We start from the raw sequence: 25,724 nt of genomic DNA, 5'->3' as shown, positions 1-25,724 counted from the left end.
CCTTTTATCCAAAAATTCCTGATAAAGCATTTAACTGCCCGAGCATGAGAAGGATTCCCATAAAAATGATTAAGGCTCCTCCGATTTTTTTCATCAGTCCCATATAGGGTTTGATTTTCGCAAAGTAGCGCATAACGAAGCCAGAAGCTAGAGCTAAGATGAGAAACGGCAAGGCCATTCCCAACGTATACACCAGTGTTAGAAGCGCTCCTTGAACTGCTCCATTTCCTCCAGAGGCAGCTAGAGCCAGAACCGAACTAAGAACAGGTCCGATACAAGGTGTCCAACCAAAGCTGAAACTAACGCCAAGCAAAAAGGCTGACAGAAAATCATTCCGACGACTGTCTTTCTTAAATTCCACATTTTTCTGGAATTGTAACTGCCTGATATTAATCAGCTCCATTTGGTGAATTCCTAGCAAAATGATGATGATCCCCATCAGATAACGGAATTTCTCATCGTAAATCACTCCACCTAGGAATCCTGCACCGAAGCCTAATAGAAAGAAAACCAAGGAAATTCCAGCAATGAAACAAAGGGTCTTGATCAGACCAGTCCAAGCGATCTTTCTGCCTAAAAACTTGACTTCTCTAGGCTCTTCTTCATCCAGCAATATCCCTATGTAGACTGGCAACAAGGGAAAGATACAGGGTGAGAAAAACGAGAGAACTCCAGCCAAAAAGACCGAAACAAAAAATAAACCAGACTCCATCCCAACCTCCTTTAAGATGTGTTTGTCAATATTATTATAACAAACGATTTAAAATTTTCCACATTTTGCTACACTATCCTCATTCTTGTATAATTTATCGGAGAAGCCATATGTAAAAGGCCTATTTCGTTCCTAAACAGCAAAAAAGCCGGAAAGTTTCCGGCTTGAATATTGAAGGATAGCGAACTTAAGCATCTGAATCTAGTGGCAAATAAAGACTAATCTGGGTGAATGTATCTGGTTCGGACTGGATTTCCATATGATAGTCGTCTCCGAACTGCAACCTCAAACGTTGATCGACATTTTTTAGACCGACACCACCTAAGCGAGGGAGAGTCTTGTCCACTGAATTTTGGAGATCAAAGCCGCGGCCGTTATCATAGATAGACAATATCAGTTGCCCCTCTTCTGCTTTCGACGTCACCCGAATCATGCCCTGTCGGTCAATTTCTTTGATGCCATGGTAGATGGCATTTTCAACCAAAGGCTGAAGTACCAGCTTGGGCAGTTTATAATCAGCTATAGATTCATCCTCTTCAATCTCATATTGGAGCTTGTCACCATAGCGCTGCTTCTGGATAAAGAGATACTGGCGAACGTGATCAATCTCATCTCTAAGAGAAATCTGTTCGTGTCCTTGATTAAGTGCCAAGCGAAAATATTGGGCGAGTGACTTTGTTACCTCAACAACACTCTTGCTGTCATTAAACTCAGCCATCCAGACAATCGTATCCAAGGTATTATAAAGGAAATGGGGATTGATTTGAGCAGAGAGAGCTCGGAGCTCATAGCGGCGGACATTTTGTTCTTCTGTCTTGACAGCTTCCATTAGTCGTTCGATTTGATCCAGCATTTTATTGAGCTGCTGAGCCAAGTCAACCAACTCTGGAGACCCCTTTGCTTCCGCCCGAAGGTTTGATTCGCCTGCGCCAATCTTTAGAATAACTGCTTGTAAATTCTGCAGAGGCTTAATCCACAAACGCAGGACAAACCAAATACCAGTCAAGCATATCAGGAGTGCTAAAACGCCCAGTCCCATAAAAGAATAAAGCATCTGTGACTGAAGCATCTGCAATTGCTCTAATGAAGCAACGCCAATTAAAGCCCAGTCGCTGTCTGCGATATCAATTTGATAGACAAAAGCCTGTTTCTGGTCTGCGTAACCATCCTTGACCGAGATATAGGGCTGCATAGCTTTCATTTCCTGGCTGGATGAATAAACACTTTTCTTGGGATGATAAACAAATTCATGCTGGCTATTGACAATAAAACTAAAGCCTTTCTTCCCTAGCTGAAGCCGATCCAGATAGGCTTTGAGACTCTTATAGCCGATATCCAGACGTAACACACCGAGATTCTGCCCTGCTTCATCCACTACTTCCTGAGTGACGGAAACAACCCACTTCTCCTTCTCTGATGACAGAGACTCCTTGCGAGCAGGAGTCAAGACAGGCATGGCCCGGGTATGGATAGCTTCCTGATACCATTTTTCATTCATCATATCAGAAGATGTCTGCATGCTGATTCGAGAATCTGTCGAGACCACGCGCCCGTCCTTGGTAACCAATACTGCCGACACCAAATCTGGATCAGTCTCAATGATGGTTTTCATCAAAGCTTGCACTGACGTTTCGCTGCTTTCTTGATTCTGAGCAAACTTACGAATCGTTTCTTCCTTGCTCAGTGTAGAGGTGGTTTGTTTTAATTTTTGCAAATAAGAAGCAATGAACTGCCCGCTTTGCTCCATACTATTGCGCGTCGTCCGCTCTGTCAGCTGCCGAATAGTCCCCGAGCTAGTCTGATAGTAGAGGCTTCCAACAAACCCCAAGAGTAAAAGGACCAGCAGAAAAATATAGACAATCAATTGGATAAGAAGCGGATATCGTTTCATTTCTCCTCTCCTTTTTTAAACTGCCGAGGTGTCAGCCCAACCACCTGCTTGAAGCGCTGAGAAAAATAGTTCATATCGTCAAAACCAACCTGCTCTGCTATTTCATAAATCTTCAAATCTGTGGTCAGGAGTAAGAGCTTTGCTTTTTTCATCCGCTCTTGGATCAGATAATCTTGAAAGGGCAAGCCTAATTCTTTTTTGATAAGAACACTTAGGTAGGACGGACTAAATCCCAATTGGAAAGCCAAACTTTTCAAGCTTAATTCTGAATCAGCTAGACGCGCGTGAATAGCCTCTTCCAACTCAGAATGTTGGCCTTGATCGACCAAGTTTTGAATCTGGGCTTTTTTACGTTCCTGATCAAGTTTAGTCTGCACCTTGGCCAACATCTCCTCAACATCATCCTTGGAAAACGGCTTGAGAAGATAGTCATCTGCACCTAGCTTAATGGCCGTCCGAGCATAGTCAAAATCATCATAGCCCGTCAGAAAAACGATATGACACTTAGGAGCCTGCTCTCTGACTAGCTTGGCCAGTTCGAGGCCGTTCATCTGTGGCATATTGATATCGGTTAGCAGGATGTCAGCAGGATTTTCCTGAAATTTCTGCCAAGCTTCTCTTCCATTTTCGGCCTGGGCAATGACTTGCATGCCAAACTGTTCATAGTCTACCAAGGACGCAATTCCCTGTCTTACCAGATACTCATCCTCTACAATCATAATTGAATACACAAGATTCAACTCCTTATTTTTACTGGATTTATTATAGCAAATTTTTAATCAAAATGCTCTTAAACATAATCCAACAGATAACCGTAGCCCTTCTCCTCCATCTCAGCTTTTGGAATGAACTTGATTGACAAACTATTGATACAATAGCGCAAGCCGCCCTTGTCCTTAGGACCGTCTGTGAAAACATGGCCCAGATGGGAATTTCCAACCCGACTACGAACTTCTGTTCGAGTCATATTGAAGCTCTTGTCTTCTTTGTAAGTTGCAACATCCGGACTGATAGGACGTGTGAAACTCGGCCAACCGCAGCCTGAATCAAACTTATCCTTTGATGAAAAGAGAGGCTCGCCTGTCACCACATCCACGTAGATACCAGCATCAAACTTATCCCAATAGCGGTTAGAAAAAGCCCGCTCTGTGTCATTCTTTTGTGTAACTGCGTATTCTTCTGGCGAGAGCTTGGCCTTAATCTCTTCATCGCTAGGCTTAGGATAGCGATTAGCTTCGATAACAGGGTAAGCAGCTTGATTGACATCGATATGGCAATATCCATTAGGATTCTTTTTTAAGTAATCCTGATGATAATCTTCTGCCTTGATAAAGTTTTTCAGAGACTCTTTTTCAACAGCCAAAGGCTTATCATATTTCTTAGCAACTTCATCAAAAACTTGATTGATGGTATTCAAATCTGCTTCGTCCTTATAATAAACACCTGTCCGGTACTGGGTACCCTGATCATTTCCCTGCTTGTTTTTAGAAGTTGGATCAATAATGCGGAAATAATGCAGCAGAATTTCTTTTAGCGAAATTTTCTTGGCATTGTAAGTGATGTGAACAGTCTCGGCATGGCCAGTTTGGGAGACCAATTCATACTTGGTCGTGTCGCCCTTACCATTTGCATAGCCTGATACTGCATCTATTACACCTGGCACGCGAGAAAAGTACTCTTCTACTCCCCAAAAACAGCCGCCAGCCAGATAAATCTCCCGCTTGTCCTCTTCCTTGACATCTTCTTTCTTCTGTTTAGTCACTTCTGTCTTGCTCATAGAGGCTTTCTTGATTTGCTCAATATTGGCCTGAGATGGGTTAATAGACATGGAGCCCTTGATTAAGAAAAATAGACCAAAACAGGCAAGCAAGCCAAACAAAACCAGAAGAATCTTCCATTTGCCTTCCATGTTCATTGCTCCTTTCTACTTGATTTCCTTTAGTGTTTTCTCAATATCTTCCTTACTCATGTAGCCCACATGAGTTTTAGCAAGTGAGCCATCACTATTGATAAAGAGAGCAGATGGATACGAGCGAATACCGTATTCTTTCAGTAATTCTCCCTTGGTATCCATGAGAACTGGGAAGTCTTTATAATCCAAAGACTTGTACCATTCCTTGAAATCATCAGCAGACTTTTCTCCATTAAAAGTCGGAGACACTACCGACAGGACAACATAATCTTTTCCAGACTGCTCCTTAGCCAAATCATTGGTATCTCCAAGAGTGGATAGACAGATAGAGCACCAAGAAGCCCAAAACTTTAGATAGACTTTCTTGCCTTTGAAATCAGACAGCTTGTAGGTCTTGCCGTCCACTCCTTGCAGACTAAAGTCCTTGGCCATCTTTGTAGCTTGATTAGAATTTGCCTTACTAGTCATGGAACTTTTATCATTTTTAGAAGCTTCCGAATTCATTTGCTGATTTGAGCAAGCTCCCAATAAGCCGACACAAAGCAGACTGGCAGTCAAAATCGATAGTTTCTTCATCGTTTTCTTTCCTTTCAAAATGAGGAGAAAGCCGACAAAACTGACGACTTCCACCCTTATTGATAACTTTATTTTTCAGATGACATTTCAGATGAATCTTTCATCTCATCCTTCATACTTGAATCACTGGATTTCATGTCATCTTTTTTCATTTCGGATTTATTGTCGGACATCATAGAAGAGTCCTTCATATCATCCTTTTTCATTTTATCATCAGACATGCTGGAGTCTTTCATATCCTCCTTCTTCATGTCGTCTTTTTTCATATCCTCTTTCTTCATCATACTGCTGTCATCCATCTTTTTCATGTCTGAATTTGACTTTTGACTAGAGCATGCGGCCAAGGCAAAGATACTAAGAGTAGCCATTGTAAGGGTAGCGATTTTTTTCATGATATTTCTCCTTTAATTATATAATATTTATCCAAATAGCGATGCTAAAGCGTTTAGATTTCCTAGCATCAGCAAAATTCCCATGAGAATGATGAGTGCACCGCCGATTTTCTTAAGCGTTCCCATATAAGGTTTGAGTTTGGCAAAGCGCTGTAATACCCAGCCAGAAGCCAAAGCCATGGCTAGAAACGGAAGTGCTAATCCTAGTGTGTAAACCAACATAAGTAAGCCTCCCTGAAGAGCGCCGTTGCCTCCAGAAGCTGCAATTGCTAAAACAGAGCTCAGAACAGGTCCCACACAAGGCGTCCAACCAAAGCTAAAGGTGATACCCAAGAGAAATGCGTTAAGAAAATCACTTCTTTTACTATTCTTTTTAAGTTGGATGCTCTTTTGCTTTTGTAGCTGCTGGATATTAATGATTCCCATCTGGTGGATTCCCAGTAGAATGACAATCCCGCCCAGAACATAGCGAAACCAGGGGGCATAGAGGACTTGCCCTAGAGCGCCAGCTCCGTAGCCCAAAACCAAAAATACAGTAGATAAACCTGCTATAAAGCAGAGAGTCTTAGCCAAACCATACCAAGAAAGCTCTCGTCCTAGAATCTTGAACGTCCTCGGCTGGTCTTCATCTAACAAGATTCCTACATAAACCGGCATCAGCGGTAAGATACAAGGGGAGAAAAAGGAAAGAATCCCCGCCAGAAAAACAGAAATAAAGAACAAAAAACTTGTTGCCATTTCAAAAACCTCTCGATCATTTTTCTGACTCTAGTATAAAATAAAAATCCCCCTAAAAATAGGGAGATCGATTTGAAAAAACTTGAATTTGGTTTTATCTTTGCTAAATCAAGAGTTAAAAATATTTATCACTTATTGTGGATTTATGTTAAGTTGAGAGTAAATGTAAAAGTGCTTCCTAGGCCACACTGGCTTTCAACCATTATTTCTCCACCCAGCTGATGAGCCAACTCACGAGCAATAGCAAGGCCCAGACCATGCCCACCTGTCTTCATATTACGAGATGTTTCTACACGATAAAGGCGTTTGAAAATCTTATCCAAATCCTCAGGAGCAATACCCTGTCCTTCATCCTTCACACTTATTGTCAAGATCTGCTCAGTTAATTGAGCCACGACCTCAATTTTAGTTCCAGGGTCTGAATACTTAAAGGCATTATTTAGCAAGTTGACCAAGATACGAGAAAGTTTATCGTAATGGCTCTTAATTTTCGCTGACTCAGGAGACACTTGAATGTAGATGTCTCGCTCCTCTTGCTCAATCAATAGTTGAAATTCACTCATGACCTCAATCAATAGCTGGTCTAGAAAGACTATTTCAGCTTCTCCATCTGATTCTATTCGAGGCTGGGCATTAAGAGTCAAAACATCCAACTCTTCCACCAGTTTATTCAAACGCTCTGTCTGACGGCTAATCGTGGTCAAGTAATGAATCTGCTCCTCTTCTTCGATCACTCCATCTAAAATCCCCTCCACAGTCGCCTGAATAGAGGTAATGGGAGTTTTAATATCGTGAGAAAGCTGGGCAATCATCATTCCTTTTTCTCGTTCACTTTCATCAAGCGACTCAAACGTTTCTTGCAAATTATGCGACATATCGTTAAAAGCCTGACCCAACTCTTGAAATTCAATAGGGCCCTTGGCGTCAATCTCTGTACTAAAATCCTTGTCAGCTATATTCTGAGCCTGTTTTTTCAGATGCTGAAGGGAAGAAAATACTGGCGATAAAAGAAAGAGACTGACTGCCGCTCCTATGAAACTAGCAATCAAGGTCATTCCAACTAGGAAATCAATCTCGCTTTTTACAATCAACATTCGCTGGACTGCCCAGAAAACAAGCAAAATCGTTAATAGGCTAGAAATCAGATACCCCACCAGAATGTAACTTTTTAATTTCATTTTATACCTCGTGCTCCTTCCATTTTATACCCCAGACCCCAGACAGTTTTGACGGCAGGAGTGTCTGAACTGGCATACTTGGTCAATTCCTGTCTCAGAGCATGTATATGAACATTAAGGGTATTGGTATCATCTACGAAGTCTTCCTGCCACACCTTTTCGTAAAGCTCCGTCTTTGAAAAAACTCTCTCAGGATTACTAGCTAAAATCCAGAGCAGTTCAAAGGATTTCACTGTTAATTCCAAAAAATGCTCTCCGATGCGAGCCTCATGAACCGCATGATTCATCACCAAATCACCGAGCTCAATTTGTTCGATCTCGCCTCCACGATGCAGTCGGCGCAAGATATTATTGACCCTTAGAACTAGCTCACGCGGACTAAAAGGTTTGGCTATAAAATCATCTGCTCCTAAGCTCAAACCGTAAATTTTGTCTTGATCGCTAGTCTTAGCCGTTGTAAAAAGAAAAGGCTGATCAGGTGCTATATACTGAACCTCACTGATAAAGTCATAACCGTCCATATTCGGCATCATGATGTCCGTGATGATCAGGTCAACAGATTTCTTTCTGAAAAGATCTAACCCCTCCACGCCATCTCGAGCCACTAAAACATGGTAGCCTTCCTGCATAAGATAGCGCTTTTGAATATCTAGAATATCCATCTCATCATCAACGAGTAAAATTGTCTTTCCCATTTGCCAATCTCCTGATAAAAACAGTGTTATACTGGCTTTAGTATAACACTATTTTTAGTAATTTTTAAATGATTTGAACCTTAATCTTTTTGTTTTTCTTTCAAACCTAGAAGGCTAAGAATTCCTGCCAAAGCTAGTCCTAAGAAACCAATGGTAGCTGTAGCTGTTTGAGCCTCACCAGTTTTTGGTAACGTAGGCTTATCATTTTTTTTCATCGTATCTGCCATCGGCTTAGAAGTTGGGTGTTCCCCCTTCACATCAGTCATGCGATGATCTACTTCCTTCGTACCCTCAGCTGTACTCATAGAATCTGTTGCAGAAGGCTTCTTATTCATCTGACCTTCTTGAGATGGTGTTTTAGAAGGTTTCATATTCATTTGACCTTCTTGAGATGGTATTGTAGCCATTTCTTTTCCACGAAGCTGAATCGTTACTTGACGAGTCGCGATAAGATTGGTTAAATCTGCTTTTCCATCTTTAGCACCATAGACTTTGACAGTAGCTTGGTAAGCATATGTTCCATTAGCACGAAGCTGGTCAAGAAGGGCTTGGCCGTCTTTACCTGTAGTATTGCCGTTCAAATCCACTTCGTAGAAGTATTGACCCTTCGCTAAGCCTTCAAGTGGCAAGAGAGCTGGATTTTTAGCTGTTCCATTGTCTGACCAAGGTGCCTTGTCAGAAGATTTGAGCAAGAAACGCGTCAACATACCATCTCCACCGAAAGCTTCATACGGAATGACTTGATTGACACCAGCCAAGAATGGACCAGGAACATTTGCTTTTTCTAGGTAGCTGGCTGGAACGTCGATATGGTCTTTAATATTTTTAGTGACTGAATCTTTGACTGCTTCTTTTGAAATAAGACCATTCATGTCAACCGTCACATTTTTTGTCGCAACAAGATTGCTTAAATCTGCTTTGCCATCTTTGGCACCATAGACCTTGACAGTAGCTTGGTAACTGTGAGTTCCATTAGCACGAAGTTGGTCGAGAAGGGATTGTCCATCTTTACCTGTAGTATTGCCGTTCAAATCCACTTCGTAGAAGTATTGACCTTTCGCCAAGCCTTCAAGTGGCAAGAGGGCTGGATTTTTAGCTGTTCCATTGTCTGACCAAGGTGCCTTGTCAGAAGATTTGAGCAAGAGACGCGTCAACATACCATCTCCACCGAAAGCTTCATACGGAATGACTTGGTTGACACCCGCCAAGAATGGACCAGGAACGTTTGCCTTTTCTAAGTAGCTAGCTGGGACATCAATATGGTCTTTGATATTTTTAGTGACTGAGTCTTTGACTGCTTCTTTTGAAATAAGGCCATTCATGTCAACCGTCACATTTTTTGTCGCAACAAGATTGCTTAAATCTGCTTTGCCATCTTTGGCACCATAGACCTTGACAGTAGCTTGGTAACTGCGAGTGCCATTAGCTCGAAGTTGGTCGAGAAGGGCTTGGCCGTCTTTACTTGTCGTGTTGCCGTTCAAATCCACTTCGTAGAAGTATTGACCTTTCGCTAAGCCTTCAAGTGGCAAGAGGGCTGGATTGTTAGCTGTTCCATTGTCTGACCAAGGAGCCTGGTCAGAAGATTTGAGTAAGAGACGCGTCAACATACCATCTCCACCGAAAGCTTCATACGGAATAACTTGATTAACACCGGCCAAGAATGGACCAGGAACGTTCGCTTTTTCTAAGTAGCTAGCTGGGACATCAATATGGTCTTTAATATTTTTAGTGACTGAATCTTTGACTGCTTCTTTTGAAACAAGGCCATTTAAACTAACAGTTACATTTTTTGTAGCTGCGAGATTGGTTAAATCTGCTTTGCCATCTTTGGCACCATAGACCTTGACAGTAGCTTGGTAAGTGTAAGTTCCGTTAGCACGAAGTTGGTCAAGAAGGGCTTGGCCGTCTTTACCTGTAGTATTGCCGTTCAAATCCACTTCGTAGAAGTATTGACCTTTCGCTAAGCCTTCAAGTGGCAAGAGGGCTGGATTGTTAGCTGTTCCATTGTCTGACCAAGGAGCCTGGTCAGAAGATTTGAGTAAGAGACGCGTCAACATACCGTCTCCACCGAAAGCTTCATACGGAATGACTTGATTAACACCAGCCAAGAATGGACCGGGAACATTCGCTTTTTCTAAATAGCTGGCTGGAACGTCTACTGAGTCCTTAGTATTTTCTTCAACTCCTTTTTTAACTTCATCTGGAGTCGTTACTGATTGAGAAATAGCCGCTTCACGAGCTTGGTTTGAAACTACATCAGGAGTTGCTACTGGCTTAGCTTCTTCTTCTTTTGGTTTGTTAACTTCCGACATAACCTTTTCTTCTTTTGGTTCGTTAACTTCCGACATAGCCTCTTCTTCTTTTGGTTTTGCAACTTCTTCCTTAGGAGCTAGGCTAGACTTGTCTGTAGAATTAGTCTCATCGACCACTTCCTTTGGAGTTGGAGTCGCCTGATTTGCAGGAAGAGCTAAATCTACAGCTTCTTTCAGAACTGTCTCTGGCAACCCATTCTTTTCTAGTGATGATGAATCTGTTTGAAGAACTTGAGCAGGGGTTGAAGTGAGAACATCTGCGTGTACAGTGTTTGGTTGACCAACTAGCAAAAAGAAACCACTGGCAACTACGACGGAAGCCACACCTACGCTTAAACGACGGATTGACCAGCGAGCATACTTTTGATTTAGGTTGAATTTCATAAGATTCTCCTTTAGATTTTTTTGATGAATCTAGTATAATCTCCTAAGATTAAATGGAGATAAGAAATAGTTAAAATTTCTCTTAAATCTATCTTATAAAATCCTTATATTGTCTTATTATTCATAAGAAACAACTTGAGTTTCTTCACCAAACATTTCCAGTCTTAAACTTAAATCACCTACTACAATTGACAATGAGTCAAAAAAATCCACCACACTGTGGTGAATTTTCTTCTTATGCTTCAAATTCAAATGCTTCACTTTTTTGCTTGTTTGGCAAAAGGAGAGAAAGCAAGATGCCAACCAGAGCCGGCAGCAACCAAGGCAGAGAAGCTTGAGCAAATGCTAGAGCATTAACCAGATTGAGAATGGCAGTTAGCTTGAATTGTCGTCCCAAAATGCTAGCAAAAGCAATCAGCGTCACCACTGCGATGGTCAACTGCATCCCTGGTTTAGAAAGTGGTAAAAAGCGATTGACCATGACAATCATCACAATCGTAATGGTAATAGGATAAAGAATTTCCAGAGCTGGAACTGAATACTGAATAATAGCATTCAAACCAAGATTTGCAATAGCAAAACCAACTAGCGTAAAAATAGTCGCATAAACCTTATAAGATACTTTCGGGAAGGTATTGTGGAAAAATTCGCCAGTTGAGACGATAAGTCCAGCTGTAGTTGTAAAACAAGTCACCGTTACCATAATCGCTAGGAAAATCTGAGCCATCGGACCAAAGATGGCTTGAGTTGAAGAAGACAAAACAGAAGCCCCTACGTTTGCACCTTTCGGCAAATTCGCTAGATTAAGTGGGAAGTGATTTCCAAGAAAGGCAAGGCCAATATAAAGAACGCTAAAGCCAAGTGCCACAAGAATACCCACGACCCAAATAGTAGAAATATATTCCTTTTTATTCTTGAAACCGAGCTGATTGAGGGTTGTCACGGCAACCACACTAAAAGCAACTGAAGCCAAGGCATCCAGAGTATTGTAGCCTTGAAGGAAGCCTGCGCCGAAAGCTGAAGCAGCATATTCCGCTGTTGCTCCTTGAGGGGCAGTGGAACCATATTTGGCAGCGCCTAATACAACTAAAACTACAATCAATAAGGCAAAGATTGGCGTTAAATAGCGACCAATACTATCAAGGATTTTCGATGGATTAAGTGCAATCAGATAGGCAAAGGCAAAATAAACCAGCGTAAACCCAAAAAGCCAAATGGCATGAGAACCTGCAGGCAACATGGGCTCAATCCCGACAGAAAATGCAGTGGTCGCCGTCCGAGGAATGGCAAAAAAGGGACCAATTGCAAGATAAAGGGCTACCAAGTAAACTACCGCAAACCAAGGGGCAATCTTTTTCGAGATTTCATCAATATAACCCTTGGGATTTAAAGTACCTATAATCAAGGTTAGAATAGCAATACCGACGCCCGATAGGACAAAGCCTCCAATAGCTGGCCAGAAATTTTGACCAGATTCCAAACCCAATTGAGGTGGAAAAATCAGGTTACCGGCTCCGAAAAACATTCCAAATAAAAGCAAACCGGTCAAGGATCCTTTTTTTATCATCGTCATCTCCAGTCTTTTTAAGATTTTTCCATTATACCGATAAACACCACTCATTGCAAGGATTTTGAAATAAAAACCGCCTTTTCTCAACCTTAAGAAATTCACGAAACACAATACGATTTATTACGAATTATCTTTGTTTGTTTTCGATTTATATCATATATGCAATTCCTTCTTTATTAGATAGACTTATGCTATACTAGTTATAAGTTCAATTGCGAGGTTTTAATATGTTACTTCATCTAGTCTGGCTCATCCCTGCTGCTATCTTTACTCTTTTAGTCTATCGGGAACCTAGAAGTTTATTCAATGCTTATCTCCTGACCTTCACTCTTATGATGATGGGAATTGTTTTAGCTGGGCTTACGATTGTTAGTCTTGAGCGATTTATTGGTTATACACCAGCTATGATTAGCTTTTATATCCTACTTTTAGCAATTCCTATTAGTATTTTCGCTTCTACTGCCTATTTGATTTTTAATGGTCGACAAATGTTGCAGCTAGAGGGGCTTAGATTAGCCAATCTCCTATCCCTTCTCTACGGCCTAGCTATCGTAGGACTTGCTTTACTGCATTTTCTCGCTCCTCGATCATTTCTTGCAATTTTGATTTCCCTCGCTGATTTACTGCTCTTTTACGGAACCTTTCTCTATCTTTCCTATATCATCTACGCATTCTTTTTAAATATTTTTCCAGTCAAGAAAGAGCCTCAGACTATTATTATCCTCGGTGCAGGATTGTTTGGAGACAAAGTGCCTCCCCTGCTGGCTCAGCGCTTGGATAAAGGGATAGCCATCTATGAGAAATTTAATCGGAAGCCAGTCATCATTGTCTCTGGCGGTCAGGGAGACGACGAGTGGATTTCCGAAGCAGAGGCTATGGCAGGTTATTTGATGGAAAAAGGAGTCCCAGCTGACAGTATTTTCCTCGAAAATAAATCTCGCACGACGCTTGAAAATCTCATATTCAGTAAAGAGCTCATGCTCGCACAAGGACTGGAGCAAGATCGAGTTCTCCTAGTCACAAATTCTTTCCATGCGCTACGTGCTGGCATCTATATGAAACAAGTTGGTCTCAAAGGCCGCAGTATTGGTTCTCGCACGGCCTTCTATTTTCTTCCTTCTGCATGGATCCGAGAAACTGCTGGTTTGATCCGTATCTACTGGAAATGGCATGCGTTTATCATCGGAATTCTACTGCTTCCCTTCTTTTTCTCCTTATTCCACACATATTTTTCATTGTAAAAAGCCCTAGAAAAAGGTATAATGATGGTAAGAACAAAATGGAGGTCCGTCTAAGATGAAATTTACCATTGATAAAAGTTTAGCAGAACTGGGCATCACAAGCGTCGTCCTTGCCATTGCTAGAAACGTCTATCCCCAAGCACCTTTATCAGAAGACTTTCTCCAGAAACAGAAAGAAGCAGAAAACTGGGCCTTGAATTGCAATCTAGCAGAAATCACTGACCATCCGACTATCCAAGGCTACTGTGATCTGCTGCAGAAAGTTGGGCGCAGTGTTAAAAAGAACCCGCCAACAGTACCAGCTCTGATCCGCAATATCCAACACCGCGGCTCCATTCCAAGGATTAACAGCGTTATTGATATTTATAATGTGGAATCCTTGCATTCTCTTCTGGCTATCGGTGGGCATGACCTCGATAAAATCAGTGATGAGATTGAATTTACTGTCAGTCAGAAGGATGATATTTTCCTCCCTATCTTATCCAAGGAAAAGCACGTGGCTCCGACCGACTATGTCTATCGAGATGAAAAAGGCATCCTTGCTTGGCTTGATGTTCGTGACAGTGACCTTTATAAATTTGATGATAGCACCCAAAATGCCATTTTCATTATCCAAGGAAATGCCCATACGTCCGTTCAAATGCGACTAGAAGCCCTTGAACGCATTCAACAGGATTTAACAGCAGCCATGCCAAATCTCGAATTCGAAACCCATGTCATTCAAGTAGACGATCTTTAAGCACCTTTTCACCCGACAAGTTTTTGAAGTAAAACTCCATCAAATTATAAATCAAAAAGGAAACTCAGCTGAGTTTCCTCTTTTTATATGTCTAGTCTTCTTTCTTATCTGAAAATTGACTCATATATAAGTCATGATAGAAGCCCTTGTCGGCCAACAGCGACTCATGATTGCCCTGCTCGATAATTTGTCCATCCTTGAGCACCAAAATCTTGTCTGCTTCTTGGATAGTAGACAAACGATGCGCAATGACAAAGCTCGTCCGCCCCTGCATAAGAGTTTTCATGGCCTTCTGAATCAACAGCTCCAAACGAGTGTCCACTGAGGATGTCGCCTCGTCCAAAATTAGAATCTTAGGATCGGCCAAGAGCGCCCGTGCGATCGTCAGAAGTTGTTTTTGACCCAGCGAAATATTGCTAGATTCCTGATTCATTTCCATATTATAGCCACCCGGCAAGGTACGGATAAAGTGGTCCACGTTGGCTGATTTGGCTGCTTCCACAATCTCCTCATCGGTAGCATCAAGGTTACCAAAGCGAAGATTTTCCTTGATAGTCCCTTCATAAAGCCAAGCGTCCTGCAGAACCATACCAAATTGCTTACGATATTCTTGGCGGGATAGCTGGCGAATATCGTGGCCATCCACGCTGATAGAGCCCTTGGTCACATCGTAGAAACGCATGAGCAGGTTGATCAGGGTCGTCTTACCAGCTCCAGTCGGCCCGACAATAGCCACCATTTCACCCGGCTGGACTTCCAGATTAAAGTTGCGAATCAGCGGCTTGTCTGCCACATATTGGAAGTCTACATCTTTGAAGCTGACTTGGCCAGTCAAGTCCTTGTCTAGCTGGACAGTATTATCCATGACTTCATCTGGCTCATCCAAAATCTGAAAAATCCGATCCAGCGAAGACTTGGCACTCTGGAGTTGACCCGCCAACTGGGTAAGATTTTGGATAGGCTGATTGACCTGCCAGACGTACTGGACAAAGGCCTGCATATTCCCGATGGTCAGCTGACCAGCAATAACCTGCAAACCGCCCACCAGAGCCACGATAAGATAGGTTAAATCCGAAATCCCATTAAGAACAGGCATCATGAGCCCCGAAATAAAGCTGGCTTTAAATCCGACTTCCTGCAAATTTTGAGTAATAGCTCGAAAATCCTCAGCCGAAGTCTCTTCCCGACCATAAAGCTTGAGAACATTGAAACCAGACAGATTTTCCTGTATGAAGCCATTCATAGCACCCAAAACATCCGCCTGCTGCTTAAAGTAGGGCTGGGATTTTTTGAGGATGAATCTAGCTCCAAAATAAGTCAGAGGAATGCTGACGATAACGATCAAGGCCAGCTGGATATTCAGATAAAGAACCATCCCAATGACCAAAATAAGGGTCATGACGGCATTGACCACCTGCAAAAAACTTTGTTGAAGTGCATTTGAGACGGTCTCCACATCACTGGTGAAGCGACCAATCAAATCACCGAACTGGTGCTTGTCAAAGTAGGAAACAGGAATTCGATTGATTTTACGACTGAGTTCATTACGCATATCTCGAACGGTACTCTGCACAGCACTGGTCATGAAATAGTTAGAGAAATAAGCGCCAATCTCATAAATGAGGGCACGAATAAAGTAAAGCAGCATAATCCAAGCCACGTAGCTGCTATTGATGGCTGCACCGGGTACTCCCTTGGCCATATCCAGCAGATTTTGTGTCAGCTCTGTGATGGCAAGCCCTAGGACAAAAGGCTCTAGGACACTCATGACCACACTGACAATCTTGAGGAAGACTGCAAGAAGCACGGCGGCTTTATAGACTTTTAGATAGCTCCATAAACGGACAAAACTATTTTCTTTCATCTCTTCCTCCTATTCTTCTGTTAGTGATTGGCTATTGAGCTGGGAATTGGCAATTTCGCGATAGATGGCATTATTTTCCATCAGCTCCTCATGTCGGCCTCGACCCACGATCTCACCCTTGTCTAAGACAATGATTTGATCCGCATCCATAATGGTTCCAACCCGCTGAGCCACAATGAGAACCGTTGCATCCTGCGTCACTTCCTTGAGTCGGCGGCGCAAAGTCGCATCTGTCTTGTAGTCCAGAGCTGAGAAGGAATCATCAAAGATATAAATATCTGGCTCCTTAACAACCGCACGCGCAATGGATAGACGCTGCTTTTGACCACCGGATAGATTGCTGCCGCCTTCAGCCAAATGCGTCTCGAAGCGCTCTTCTCTGCTCTCGATAAAATCGCGAGCTTGAGCCACATCTGCTGCTTGATTGAGCTCTTCAGAGCTAGCATCTTCCTTACCATAGCGGATATTTTCAGCGATCGTCCCGGTAAATAGCAGAGCTTTCTGCGGGATAAAGCCAATCTTCTGACGGAGGGCCTTGAGGTTATAGGCGCGGACATCCACACCATCCACCAAAATCTTGCCCAAGGTCACATCATAGAAACGCGGAATCAACTGAACCAAGGAAGACTTCCCAGAGCCTGTTGAGCCGATAAAGGCGATCGTTTCCCCCGGCTTGGCCTTGAAGGAAATATTATGCAGGACAGGATTTTCCGTCTCACCTGGATAGGCAAAGGTTACATTGTCAAATTCCAGATAGCCACGAGTCGCAGTTTCCGTGATCCCATTCTCATTTGGATCGATGGAAATAGGCATATCCATGACTTCCTTCAGCCGCTCGCTAGAAACCGCCGTCCGTGGATACATGGTAAAGAGACTGGACAGGAGCAGGAAGGACAGAAGGGCATGGAAACTGTACTCGATAAAGGCAACCAAATCTCCGATTTTCAGCTCGCCGCTGCCCAGTGGCTTAAGAGCAAACCAGACAATAGCCACAATCATGGCAATGATAATCTGCACAAAAAGGGGCTCCGTCAAACCTGTCAGCTTAAAGAGACGGTTGGAATTCTCCGCATAGATTTCATTTTCATTAGCGAAGCGCTCTTCCTGAAATTCCTCACGGGCAAAGGCTCGAATGACCCGCAGACCGGTCAGATTTTCCCGAGCATACTGGTTGATCTTGTCCAGCGTCTTCTGCTGCTTTTCAGACAGGGGACGCGTCTTGACCGCCACATACCAGACTACGATTGCCAAAAAAGGCACTGAAATCGCCACAATCCAAGCCATGGACGGACTGGTCAGGAAAATCATGAGGATGGACGACAGCATCATGATAGGCGTGATAGCTCCCATCTTGAGCGTTTGCTCCGCAAACTGCATAAGGACAAAGGCATCACTGGTAATCCGCGTCACTAGCGAAGAAACGCCAATCTGCTCGTACTCATGATGGGAATACTCCTGCAGCTTGTCATAGAGATCATTCCGCATATCCCGCACCATGCTGGTCGTTAGTTTCCCAGCGGCATAGGAAAGGACGATCCGCCCCAAAATCCCAAGGATAATAACCAGCAGCATGATAAAGCCCCAGAAATACAGGCGTTCCTGATCGCCTTGGTTAATCCCTTCGTCAATCATGCGCGCCAAAACCGTTGGCAGCCCTAGATTGACCACTACAAAAAAGATGGCCGACACAAAATCCAGCACCAACCACTTGGGGTAGCGTTTCAAATAAGACCAAATGTAAAGCATAATCCCTCCATTTTCTATAACAATAAAAAAGCACTGAAGAGTACTTTTCTTGATTATCCATGCAGCGGGCAAGAGCTCCGCTACAATCTTTAACTGCTACCAGTATAGCAAATCATGACGAAAATTTCAAATAATCCTACCAAACAAAAGGCGAACAAATTCTCATGCTTCCCAGCAGACAAGAATTTGCTCGCTTTTTTGGCGCCTTAGAGACAGACAAAGGCACATAAGCAATTCCTTATAGGTAAGGTATAACTAACGAAACCTATACTCGATATGGTATCGAAGTTGGTATTCCTGAAGAGTCTCAATTCCTTATAGATAAGGTATAACTAGAGTTTAGCCAAATAGCAACCCTGAAAAGTAAATATGTCTCAATTCCTTATAGGTAAGGTATAACAAGTGTCTGAAGTGAAAGATGAAAATGGAACTCTTCTCGGACACAACATTACATTCCGTGTACGTCGTTGTAAGTCTCAATTCCTTATAGGTAAGGTATAACTGAACCATTTGCAGGTTTCAAACGGACTCGTTACTATGTTGGTCTCAATTCCTTATAGGTAAGGTATAACGTTTTATGTAGCAGGTCCACGACGATGAGACACATCGAACGTGATAAGTCTCAATTCCTTATAGGTAAGGTATAACGCTGTAGCAAAAGCTGCAGCTGAGGCCCAGGCGCAAGCCGAAGCTCGTCTCAATTCCTTATAGGTAAGGTATAACCCATTGATTTTAATCCAGCAAAGAAAGAATTGCTCATTTCGAATGAGTCTCAATTCCTTATAGGTAAGGTATAACCGGCAAACAATTCCATTTAATTACTATGATTATTGGAGAAAGGTCTCAATTCCTTATAGGTAAGGTATAACGCAAAAGCAACCGACACTAAAACAGAGAAGGTGTCTCAAAAAAAGGTCTCAATTCCTTATAGGTAAGGTATAACAAGAAGATAATCGAACTATTCTAGCAGGCAAAAATGGTCTCAATTCCTTATAGGTAAGGTATAACTGATAATGATATGAGCCAGATGGAGCAGTTTTTGACAACTTTTTTTCATAAATGTCTCAATTCCTTATAGGTAAGGTATAACGAAGCAAGACTCGCAAAAGCCTTGCGCGGCGAATCCGCCGAAGAGTCTCAATTCCTTATAGGTAAGGTATAACCAATTGCTAAATTTGGGATCGTTTTGGTTTCTACTACTATTCGTCTCAATTCCTTATAGGTAAGGTATAACCATAATTGGAAACAGATACCCTCTTAAAATAAAACCCTAAAAGTCTCAATTCCTTATAGGTAAGGTATAACTTGCAGCTATCTTTCTGATAATATCTACTACATGCTTAACCGCATGCAGGTCTCAATTCCTTATAGGTAAGGTATAACAAATCGTACCCCTCAAATGCGATCTCAAAATGGTCACCGCTATCGATAAGTCTCAATTCCTTATAGGTAAGGTATAACGTGTTTACACTTAAACGCGGCTTGAATCTTTATAGTGAAGATCCAAACGTCTCAATTCCTTATAGGTAAGGTATAACTATAAATAAATTATCTAACTATATTATTCTCAATTCAGAAGAAAAACTTTGTCTCAATTCCTTATAGGTAAGGTATAACAACAGCATTTTCGCTGTTTCTAGATTGATTGTATCAAAAAATAGGGCTTTTTTCAAGATTTCAATGAAAAAAGTCGGTCGATCTTTTTTGTCCTAACGCTTATAAACCGCTTGGTTGACAGCTTTTAAAAAGGAGGCAAAAAATCGAAAAGATCGACCGACTTTTTAATAGTATTTGTAGGGTTTAAAGCGTTTTAAGTTCCCATCCTGCTGCAAGATTCTCTTAAACTGCCGGATGTCGTGCTGGATGAGCTGGGCATAGGTATAGGTCGAGCCTCCCATGACTAGCCTCGTCTGTAGCTTGTCCTCAAAACTTCGCAAGACGATATATTTCCCTTCCCGATTCAGATAAATCGAGCCATCTTCCCTTTCTTCAAAATGATCTGTGGCATTGATTTGATGTTTATTGATCAAACTCAAAATCACTCGATCCACGATAACCGGCTTCATATAATCCGCAAAATCCAGATGCAAACTGTAAGGACGATTATTTGAAGCATGGAGCACTCCGATTTTAGGATCCAGTCTAGCCTGCCAGATCAGGCGCAGAACACGACTATACAAAATCGTATTGCAAAAGCTAATCAAAGCATTTAGTGGATCTCGAGGTGGCCGCTTGGTTCGCTTAACAAAAGAAAAACCACTTTGATTCAGAATCTCATTGAAGATAGGGTAAGCCTTGTCGGGATTGTGGCTACTCTACTTTCCCCTCTTCAGCAAAATACAAGTAACAATTATCTTCTATCTAAATGATCCGTCTATCATATTTTTCTAGGGCTCATTAGTCTTAGAAACAAGGCGAGGATTCTGGGCGATAAAGTCCATTGTGTAAGTTTTCAAACGTTTTTCAGACTTGAAATTCTCTTCATCCAATACCCAATAAACCTTGCTTTCACTGAACGAGCAAGCAAGATTCGTTCTTCAAGTTAAAAATGAATAATTGGTGCATGACATTTTAATCCAAGCTCTAACTTACAATTCCTAAATTCCATATCCATTTTATCCTCCTATTCTTCAATCACAAACATTCCGAATCCCATCGAATTCTTCTCACCAAGCCCAACTTGATAGAGAAAATCCAACACCTCCGCATCTCCTCTTATCTCAAATTCTCCTTTCCAACCCGTTATGAGATAGTCTTTGTATTTGGTAACAACTTTATTTTTTAAAGAAAAATTTATCGGCTCTATATCAAATCTACCTGTCGGTACTTTATGATAATAAGCTTGATATTTCCTCGCAAAATTCTCCATGATTTTGCTATGAAACTCCGTATCAAACGGATTGTAATACAATGTTTTTTTAGTGTCAGCATCTGTAGAACGAACCACCAAGGGAGAAATCATCCGAATCTTATAAGAAGTACCCGTCAATTTCTTCTCTCCAATTTTCACATTTAAAATTTTTACAAGGTTTCGACCAATTCGCAATTCATCTAGATTTGACAAGGACTCTGCAATAGTGAATAAAATGGATTGATCAATCGTTCTAATTTCAAAACGCACCTTATCAATAAACTCTATTCGTTTTCCTTGCATTTTATATTGACCTTGCAACAATGAAAATGTAAAAAGTTTAAAATATTTATCCTCTAACTGATAGCCCCTCTCATGAAGTTGCGCAGACAAGTCTTCCTTATTTTTCAATAAACTATAAATCATCGATTGAAGGAGGTAATTATAGTTCACCGGCAAGATAAACTGATCTATTTTTTGCAGTTCAATCAATAATTGCATCCTAGTTTTCTCCTTAAATTAATATATGTTTGTCCTATAGTATTGATATTACATCAATTTGTAAACGCTGTCAAATCGTAACATTAAAGTTTATCAGCTTTAGTAAAATAGAACATTCCTTCCAAGTCCCCTAATTCAATAAAGTCTCTTCAATCTTGATGTAAAAACTTTATCCCTAAAAATACAAAACACCCCCACAATATTTTGTGGGGGTGTCTTTGGGGAAGTTTCAAAAGAAACATCCCATTTTTTGAATCACCTTAACTCAACGAAAAGGCTTTAATACTAGGCTTTCAGCCTTAAACAATCTGGTATTGATTATTTAAGAGTAACAGTTACACAATGCCTATAAACGCTGATATAATCAGTTTTTTCTTATCCTTAGTTAGTTTAGTGGGGTCTTGGTGGGATTTGACGATACCCCAAATTTATAAAGGGCTTGAGTTATCTCTCTTCCACCAGTCGCTTTTTGACTATCATACAAATGGGAATAGGTGTTAAGTGTTGTCGCCTTATCAACTCGTCCAGAGCGTTGCGACACATAAAGAACATCTTTCCCTAATACATTTATCAAAAAACTATCGTGGGAGTGTCGCAATCCTTTTCCAGTAATTACTTCAACTCCTGCCTTTTTCGCTTGTCTTTTTAGAATACGACTTAGTGTGCATTTGCTTAACGGCTTGCCAAATCGTGCAAGAATATAACTGTTATCACCATTTTCTACTTGCACCTTTCTCCACCGTTGTAACACTTCAACTGTTTCATCATCAAGCTCAATCCACCTGAAACCCGCTTCTGTCTTCGTTTGATTTTTACGAGTATAAACACCTTCACCTTCATACTCTAGTGTACTCTGAACATGGAGCAATTTTCTATCAAAATCAATATCAGACCATATCAAACTTAGCCCCTCAGATACTCGAAGACCCGTGAAGAAGTAAAGCCAAATCGCTGTAAATCTATGCAGTTCTTCGTAATCTGTTAAGTCAAAGGTTGCAATAACTTTTCTAAAGTCGTCCAATGTCCAAAATTTTGTATCTGGTCTTGAACCTTTAGGATTATCTAACATCTTACACGGAAATTCTTCAATGATTTGCAGGCGTTCAGCATAACCCAAACATTGCTTAAAGCGAATCCACACACCTTTAGCATAATTGGGGGAGTATGTATCAATCAAATGTACTCTGAATTGCTCACAATCCCTAACGGTTATAGCTGATAACCTCTTTTGTCCGAAAACTTCAATAAACATTTTATGATGAGTTAGAGCCGTTTTGTAAGTCACCGATTGGACTGTTTGCCTGTAATAAGGAAGATAAATTTCTTCCATATAATCAGCAAAGGTCATATAATCTCCGTTTCTATTTTGAGACATTTGAAATTCTGCTCTTACTCGACACAATTCATCATAAGCTTGCTTTTCACTCTTAAACGGATTTCCAAACTGGTCTTTATAGCTTTTCTTGCGTTGTCGCTTGCCAGTTAAGTCGTTAGCTTTAAACTCTGTTTGATAGTAAATTCTTCCTTGTTTATCACGAGATACACCACGATATTTTTTACTTGCCATTTTCAGTTCCTTTCTATTTATCAAAAGGTAACTGAAAACCTAGCAAATCTTCTACGATATAAGTCGGAGCAAGGTCAAGTCTTGAATTATCAAAGGGCGATTTTCTTAATTCTACCAAATTATCTGAAGAATTTCTAGCATTTTCAAATTTTGCTACTGCTATCGCCTTAGCCTTTCTTATAATATCCCTTGCTGTGTGTTTTGGAAAACCAAGTTCCATAATATCCTTATGATTAACTGTCTTCATAATCTTAACCTTTCTATGATATAATGGAATTACCAAAAGGTATTCCATATCTTTTGTTATTCATTTGGCTTGTCGGTTGCTCCGCTAAAAGTATCTGACAAGCTTTTTACTTTGTCGTAAAACTCTGTAGTATATTCTTTTATTCCATAGGGTGTTTCATGTGTTGTTGTCTTAGAAAAATTGGGTGGCCTATAAATTTTAAAAGCTTTCAGCAATTCTCCTTTGGTTGCTGTTATTTCTAAGGGTTTCTCTATTCCTCTACTAGTTCGATAGATTCTAATCCCTTTAGGATACATGTATAATCTTGCACCTTTAACAATTGCCTTGCTATTTGAATCATCATTTCCCAGTTGAAGATTTGATAAGTATGATATTAGATAATTTCCAATCTTATCCGCACTTTTCAATCTCTTCGTATTAGTAAAACCTCTTCCCCACAAGTCTGCAAGAATAGCATTCGGAATCATCAAAATTGAATCATTCTTCATCAATACATGTAAATGCCATCGCCCACTTGCTTGTGGTTCAATTACTGCAATATAATCAATGCGACCATACTTTTTACGAACTCGCCTAATGAAAGCTTTAAAGTCTTTATAAACCTTTTCTGCTTCAGTAACATGCTTTCCATAAGTCAGTGTCACCCAAAGTTGGTTCATACCTCCTTTAAAATTATGAGCCACCAGTCTTCTTAATTTCTTCATCGTTTGTTGAACAGATTTCAAATTATCAGACCGTGTACTATTTGAAGTCTGCATGTCATGAATCTCTCCAGTTTCAAGATTTACATAGCGCCGGCCACTGATAACTTTTATTTTTTGTTTTTGTTGACCATTTGCGGTAGTAATTTCAACTGTATCTCCATAGATATAAGATTTTACAATTTTTGCATTGCTTATTTCAGTCATACAATCCTTATCTTTCTCTAATGTTTGACGCTTATCAAGTTAATAGCAAGCAGAAGCAAGCTTCTGCTTGCGCACATCTTATCAAGCGAAGAAAGACGAACACTCCGTTTGCTTTAGCTCTCCGAGCCAAGCATCTCTATTCTTCGCTTTCAAAGATGTTACCCGTATAATAGTCTTCTAGCTCGGCTATAAAATCAAAATCATCATCAAAAAAAGGTGTTTCAAAATAGATAGGCTCAGTTGTTTGACCTGTAATTGAAATGTAGCCACTACCAACACTGACTGAATCATAGTAATTAAAATCAGCAGTATCAAAAATCATTCTATAGCCATCTTTTGACATCTTCCCAAGCGCTACACGGCACCCTAATTGGTCTCGGATTGCCCCATCTAAAATTTCAGCATCTGCCCTTTGCATACTTAACTCAATAAAACAACCTGCTTGACGTCCTTTCATAATGAGAGCGTATAGATATTCCTTAGCTTCTGTAAGTACCTTTTTATCAGCGGTTTTCATAAATGCTGTTACTTCATCAAAAAATATGACAATTGGGGGTAAATCAAAATCAACAAATTTTTTTCCAAAGGCAGTTTTATCTGAAAAATATTGTTCATATCTCTGCTCCATTTGTTCATTCACTAATCGCAATATTTTACAAATTTGAGCATGTGATATACCAATATGAGAATTGGGAAACCCTTCAACATATTGAATCAAACTTAAATCAGCATTTTTAGGGTCACAAATAAATATGTCAGCTTTCATCTTAGCATAAGCTAAGATTTTTGAATTAATAAACATAGTCTTACCAGAACCAGTTGAACCAACAGTCAATCCATGACTTACTTTTGAAATATCATACCTGATTTTTTCTGTCAATTGGACTACCGTATCATTAATGTATTCCTGTCTCTGTGAGTTTGAAAAAATTAGACGGTTATCAGAGCTAAGTTCAAAGACATAATCAGTCTGAAAAGCTTCGTCCTTTGTTCTAATTAGTTTCAATTTAAAAAATGCTTGAAGACTCTCGCCGATTTCAGTGACTAAACTGTCTATTGAATCACCATTTTTATAAGCTCTTATTACTATGCAGTCTTTTTTATCTATCCAATCTAGTTCTAGAGAATCTGTTATCACTTCTTTACCATTGAATGTTTTTTCTGTTTCATATAAATGATTTTTCAAAATGAATTCCTTTAACTTTTTTCGGTTTATATAGACTTTATGTCTATATAAACCGAAAATGTGAAGTAAGCTCAAGATTACTACGATACTGTAGAAATAGAGATTATAAGTATTTCCGAAAAACGTAATTAAAATAGGGTTAATATACTTATAAATTAGAAATAATATGATAGATGAACAAATCATAAATGAAAAACTTGCCCAAAAGGGGTAGTTCCAGCTTGCGCTTACCCTTCTCATTTCTTACCTCCTTCAGCATTTGCAGCTATTACATCAGCGTGAATTGATAGTTGATTTTGATATTCTCCAAAAACTGTCGCTTTGACAACATGTACTATCTTACATTCAGTACGCAACGATTCAAAATTTTCAAAATAGGCTATAGATTTGTTTGCTACAGTTATAACAATTTGCTCTCCTAGATTATTATTAGAATTTTTATAATCTGTTTTATCTTCTAAAATTAACAGTGTTACTTTTACAGCTCCACCTTCAATTTCTTTTGCATTTAAGA

General features: G+C 40.5%; 22 protein-coding genes and 1 CRISPR repeat array. Of the genes, 2 read left to right on the top strand and 20 right to left on the bottom strand.

Annotated features, from left to right (window positions below):
- Nucleotides 1-4: 4 nt before the first annotated feature.
- From ccdA2 (ACWPVL_RS09975) to brnQ, 11 genes are all read right to left on the bottom strand, one after another.
- Complete coding sequence (ccdA2, locus tag ACWPVL_RS09975; protein WP_454388658.1) at nt 5-712, bottom strand: thiol-disulfide oxidoreductase-associated membrane protein CcdA2; 708 nt, start codon at nt 710-712, stop codon at nt 5-7.
- 187 nt (nt 713-899) lie between these two features.
- A complete protein-coding gene (locus tag ACWPVL_RS09970) occupies nt 900-2,603 on the bottom strand; it encodes a cache domain-containing sensor histidine kinase (protein WP_454388656.1) in 1,704 nt (567 codons plus the stop codon).
- Entirely contained in the window at nt 2,600-3,334 is a 735-nt protein-coding gene (locus ACWPVL_RS09965) for a response regulator transcription factor (protein ID WP_454388654.1), read from the bottom strand. The genes ACWPVL_RS09970 and ACWPVL_RS09965 overlap by 4 nt, the downstream gene beginning before the upstream one ends.
- 59 nt (nt 3,335-3,393) lie before the next feature.
- Nucleotides 3,394-4,512 (bottom strand): peptide-methionine (R)-S-oxide reductase MsrB, encoded by a 1,119-nt coding sequence (gene msrB / locus ACWPVL_RS09960; RefSeq protein WP_454388652.1) that lies wholly within the window; start codon nt 4,510-4,512, stop codon nt 3,394-3,396.
- Between the two features lie 15 nt (nt 4,513-4,527).
- Entirely contained in the window at nt 4,528-5,091 is a 564-nt protein-coding gene (locus ACWPVL_RS09955) for a TlpA family protein disulfide reductase (protein WP_125379769.1), read from the bottom strand.
- Nucleotides 5,092-5,159: 68 nt separating this feature from the next.
- Entirely contained in the window at nt 5,160-5,483 is a 324-nt protein-coding gene (locus ACWPVL_RS09950) for a hypothetical protein (protein ID WP_454388649.1), read from the bottom strand.
- Between the two features lie 27 nt (nt 5,484-5,510).
- A complete protein-coding gene (ccdA2, locus tag ACWPVL_RS09945; protein ID WP_454388647.1) occupies nt 5,511-6,221 on the bottom strand; it encodes a thiol-disulfide oxidoreductase-associated membrane protein CcdA2 in 711 nt (236 codons plus the stop codon).
- A 143-nt stretch (nt 6,222-6,364) separates the two neighbouring features.
- Nucleotides 6,365-7,399 carry a sensor histidine kinase gene (locus ACWPVL_RS09940; RefSeq protein ID WP_454388645.1) on the bottom strand — a complete coding sequence of 345 codons (1,035 nt, stop codon included), beginning with the start codon at nt 7,397-7,399 and terminating at the stop codon, nt 6,365-6,367.
- Nucleotides 7,396-8,094 (bottom strand): response regulator transcription factor, encoded by a 699-nt coding sequence (locus tag ACWPVL_RS09935; protein ID WP_125371751.1) that lies wholly within the window; start codon nt 8,092-8,094, stop codon nt 7,396-7,398. Before ACWPVL_RS09935 ends, ACWPVL_RS09940 begins: the two co-directional genes overlap by 4 nt.
- A gap of 80 nt (nt 8,095-8,174) precedes the next feature.
- Nucleotides 8,175-10,790, bottom strand: coding sequence for an SSURE domain-containing protein (locus ACWPVL_RS09930; protein ID WP_454388643.1), 2,616 nt, complete (start codon nt 10,788-10,790; stop codon nt 8,175-8,177).
- Nucleotides 10,791-11,025: 235 nt separating this feature from the next.
- Nucleotides 11,026-12,357, bottom strand: a complete 1,332-nt coding sequence (brnQ, locus tag ACWPVL_RS09925) for a branched-chain amino acid transport system II carrier protein (protein ID WP_454388641.1) — start codon at nt 12,355-12,357, stop codon at nt 11,026-11,028.
- 230 nt (nt 12,358-12,587) lie between these two features.
- Between brnQ and ACWPVL_RS09920 the strand changes: the two genes are divergently transcribed.
- Nucleotides 12,588-13,601 carry a YdcF family protein gene (locus tag ACWPVL_RS09920; protein WP_454388639.1) on the top strand — a complete coding sequence of 338 codons (1,014 nt, stop codon included), beginning with the start codon at nt 12,588-12,590 and terminating at the stop codon, nt 13,599-13,601.
- A gap of 55 nt (nt 13,602-13,656) precedes the next feature.
- The gene (locus ACWPVL_RS09915) at nt 13,657-14,340 is read left to right on the top strand and encodes a B3/B4 domain-containing protein (protein ID WP_454388637.1); all 684 of its coding nucleotides are present in this window, start codon (nt 13,657-13,659) and stop codon (nt 14,338-14,340) included.
- Nucleotides 14,341-14,431: 91 nt separating this feature from the next.
- On the opposite strand, the gene ACWPVL_RS09910 is transcribed toward ACWPVL_RS09915, so the two are convergent.
- The 9 genes from ACWPVL_RS09910 to ACWPVL_RS09870 all read right to left on the bottom strand — a co-directional run.
- A complete protein-coding gene (locus tag ACWPVL_RS09910; protein WP_454388635.1) occupies nt 14,432-16,204 on the bottom strand; it encodes an ABC transporter ATP-binding protein in 1,773 nt (590 codons plus the stop codon).
- A gap of 9 nt (nt 16,205-16,213) precedes the next feature.
- A complete protein-coding gene (locus ACWPVL_RS09905) occupies nt 16,214-17,950 on the bottom strand; it encodes an ABC transporter ATP-binding protein (protein ID WP_125388461.1) in 1,737 nt (578 codons plus the stop codon).
- A gap of 472 nt (nt 17,951-18,422) precedes the next feature.
- Nucleotides 18,423-19,567: a CRISPR direct-repeat array (repeat unit 29 nt; unit sequence GTCTCAATTCCTTATAGGTAAGGTATAAC).
- Nucleotides 19,568-19,731: 164 nt separating this feature from the next.
- Nucleotides 19,732-20,235 (bottom strand): CRISPR-associated endonuclease Cas1, encoded by a 504-nt coding sequence (cas1, locus tag ACWPVL_RS09900; protein WP_454389014.1) that lies wholly within the window; start codon nt 20,233-20,235, stop codon nt 19,732-19,734.
- A 338-nt stretch (nt 20,236-20,573) separates the two neighbouring features.
- A complete protein-coding gene (gene cas6 / locus ACWPVL_RS09895; protein WP_454388633.1) occupies nt 20,574-21,302 on the bottom strand; it encodes a CRISPR-associated endoribonuclease Cas6 in 729 nt (242 codons plus the stop codon).
- 385 nt (nt 21,303-21,687) lie between these two features.
- On the bottom strand, nt 21,688-22,869 hold the full coding sequence (locus tag ACWPVL_RS09890) for a tyrosine-type recombinase/integrase (RefSeq protein WP_125381691.1): 1,182 nt from the start codon (nt 22,867-22,869) through the stop codon (nt 21,688-21,690).
- 13 nt (nt 22,870-22,882) lie between these two features.
- Nucleotides 22,883-23,119 (bottom strand): DUF3173 family protein, encoded by a 237-nt coding sequence (locus ACWPVL_RS09885; protein WP_125382010.1) that lies wholly within the window; start codon nt 23,117-23,119, stop codon nt 22,883-22,885.
- A gap of 53 nt (nt 23,120-23,172) precedes the next feature.
- A complete protein-coding gene (locus ACWPVL_RS09880; RefSeq protein WP_125381688.1) occupies nt 23,173-24,024 on the bottom strand; it encodes a rolling circle replication-associated protein in 852 nt (283 codons plus the stop codon).
- A 136-nt stretch (nt 24,025-24,160) separates the two neighbouring features.
- Nucleotides 24,161-25,210: an FtsK/SpoIIIE domain-containing protein gene (locus ACWPVL_RS09875; protein ID WP_454388630.1), complete on the bottom strand. Its 1,050-nt coding sequence runs from the start codon at nt 25,208-25,210 to the stop codon at nt 24,161-24,163.
- A gap of 236 nt (nt 25,211-25,446) precedes the next feature.
- The coding region (locus ACWPVL_RS09870) for a hypothetical protein (RefSeq protein ID WP_454388628.1) at nt 25,447-25,724 on the bottom strand (278 nt) is incomplete at its 5' end.

It is taken from the genome of Streptococcus sp. Marseille-Q8145 (genome assembly GCF_965112035.1).
The sequence above is the reverse complement of the archived record's forward strand: the minus strand, read 5'-3'. Positions and strand labels throughout refer to the sequence as shown.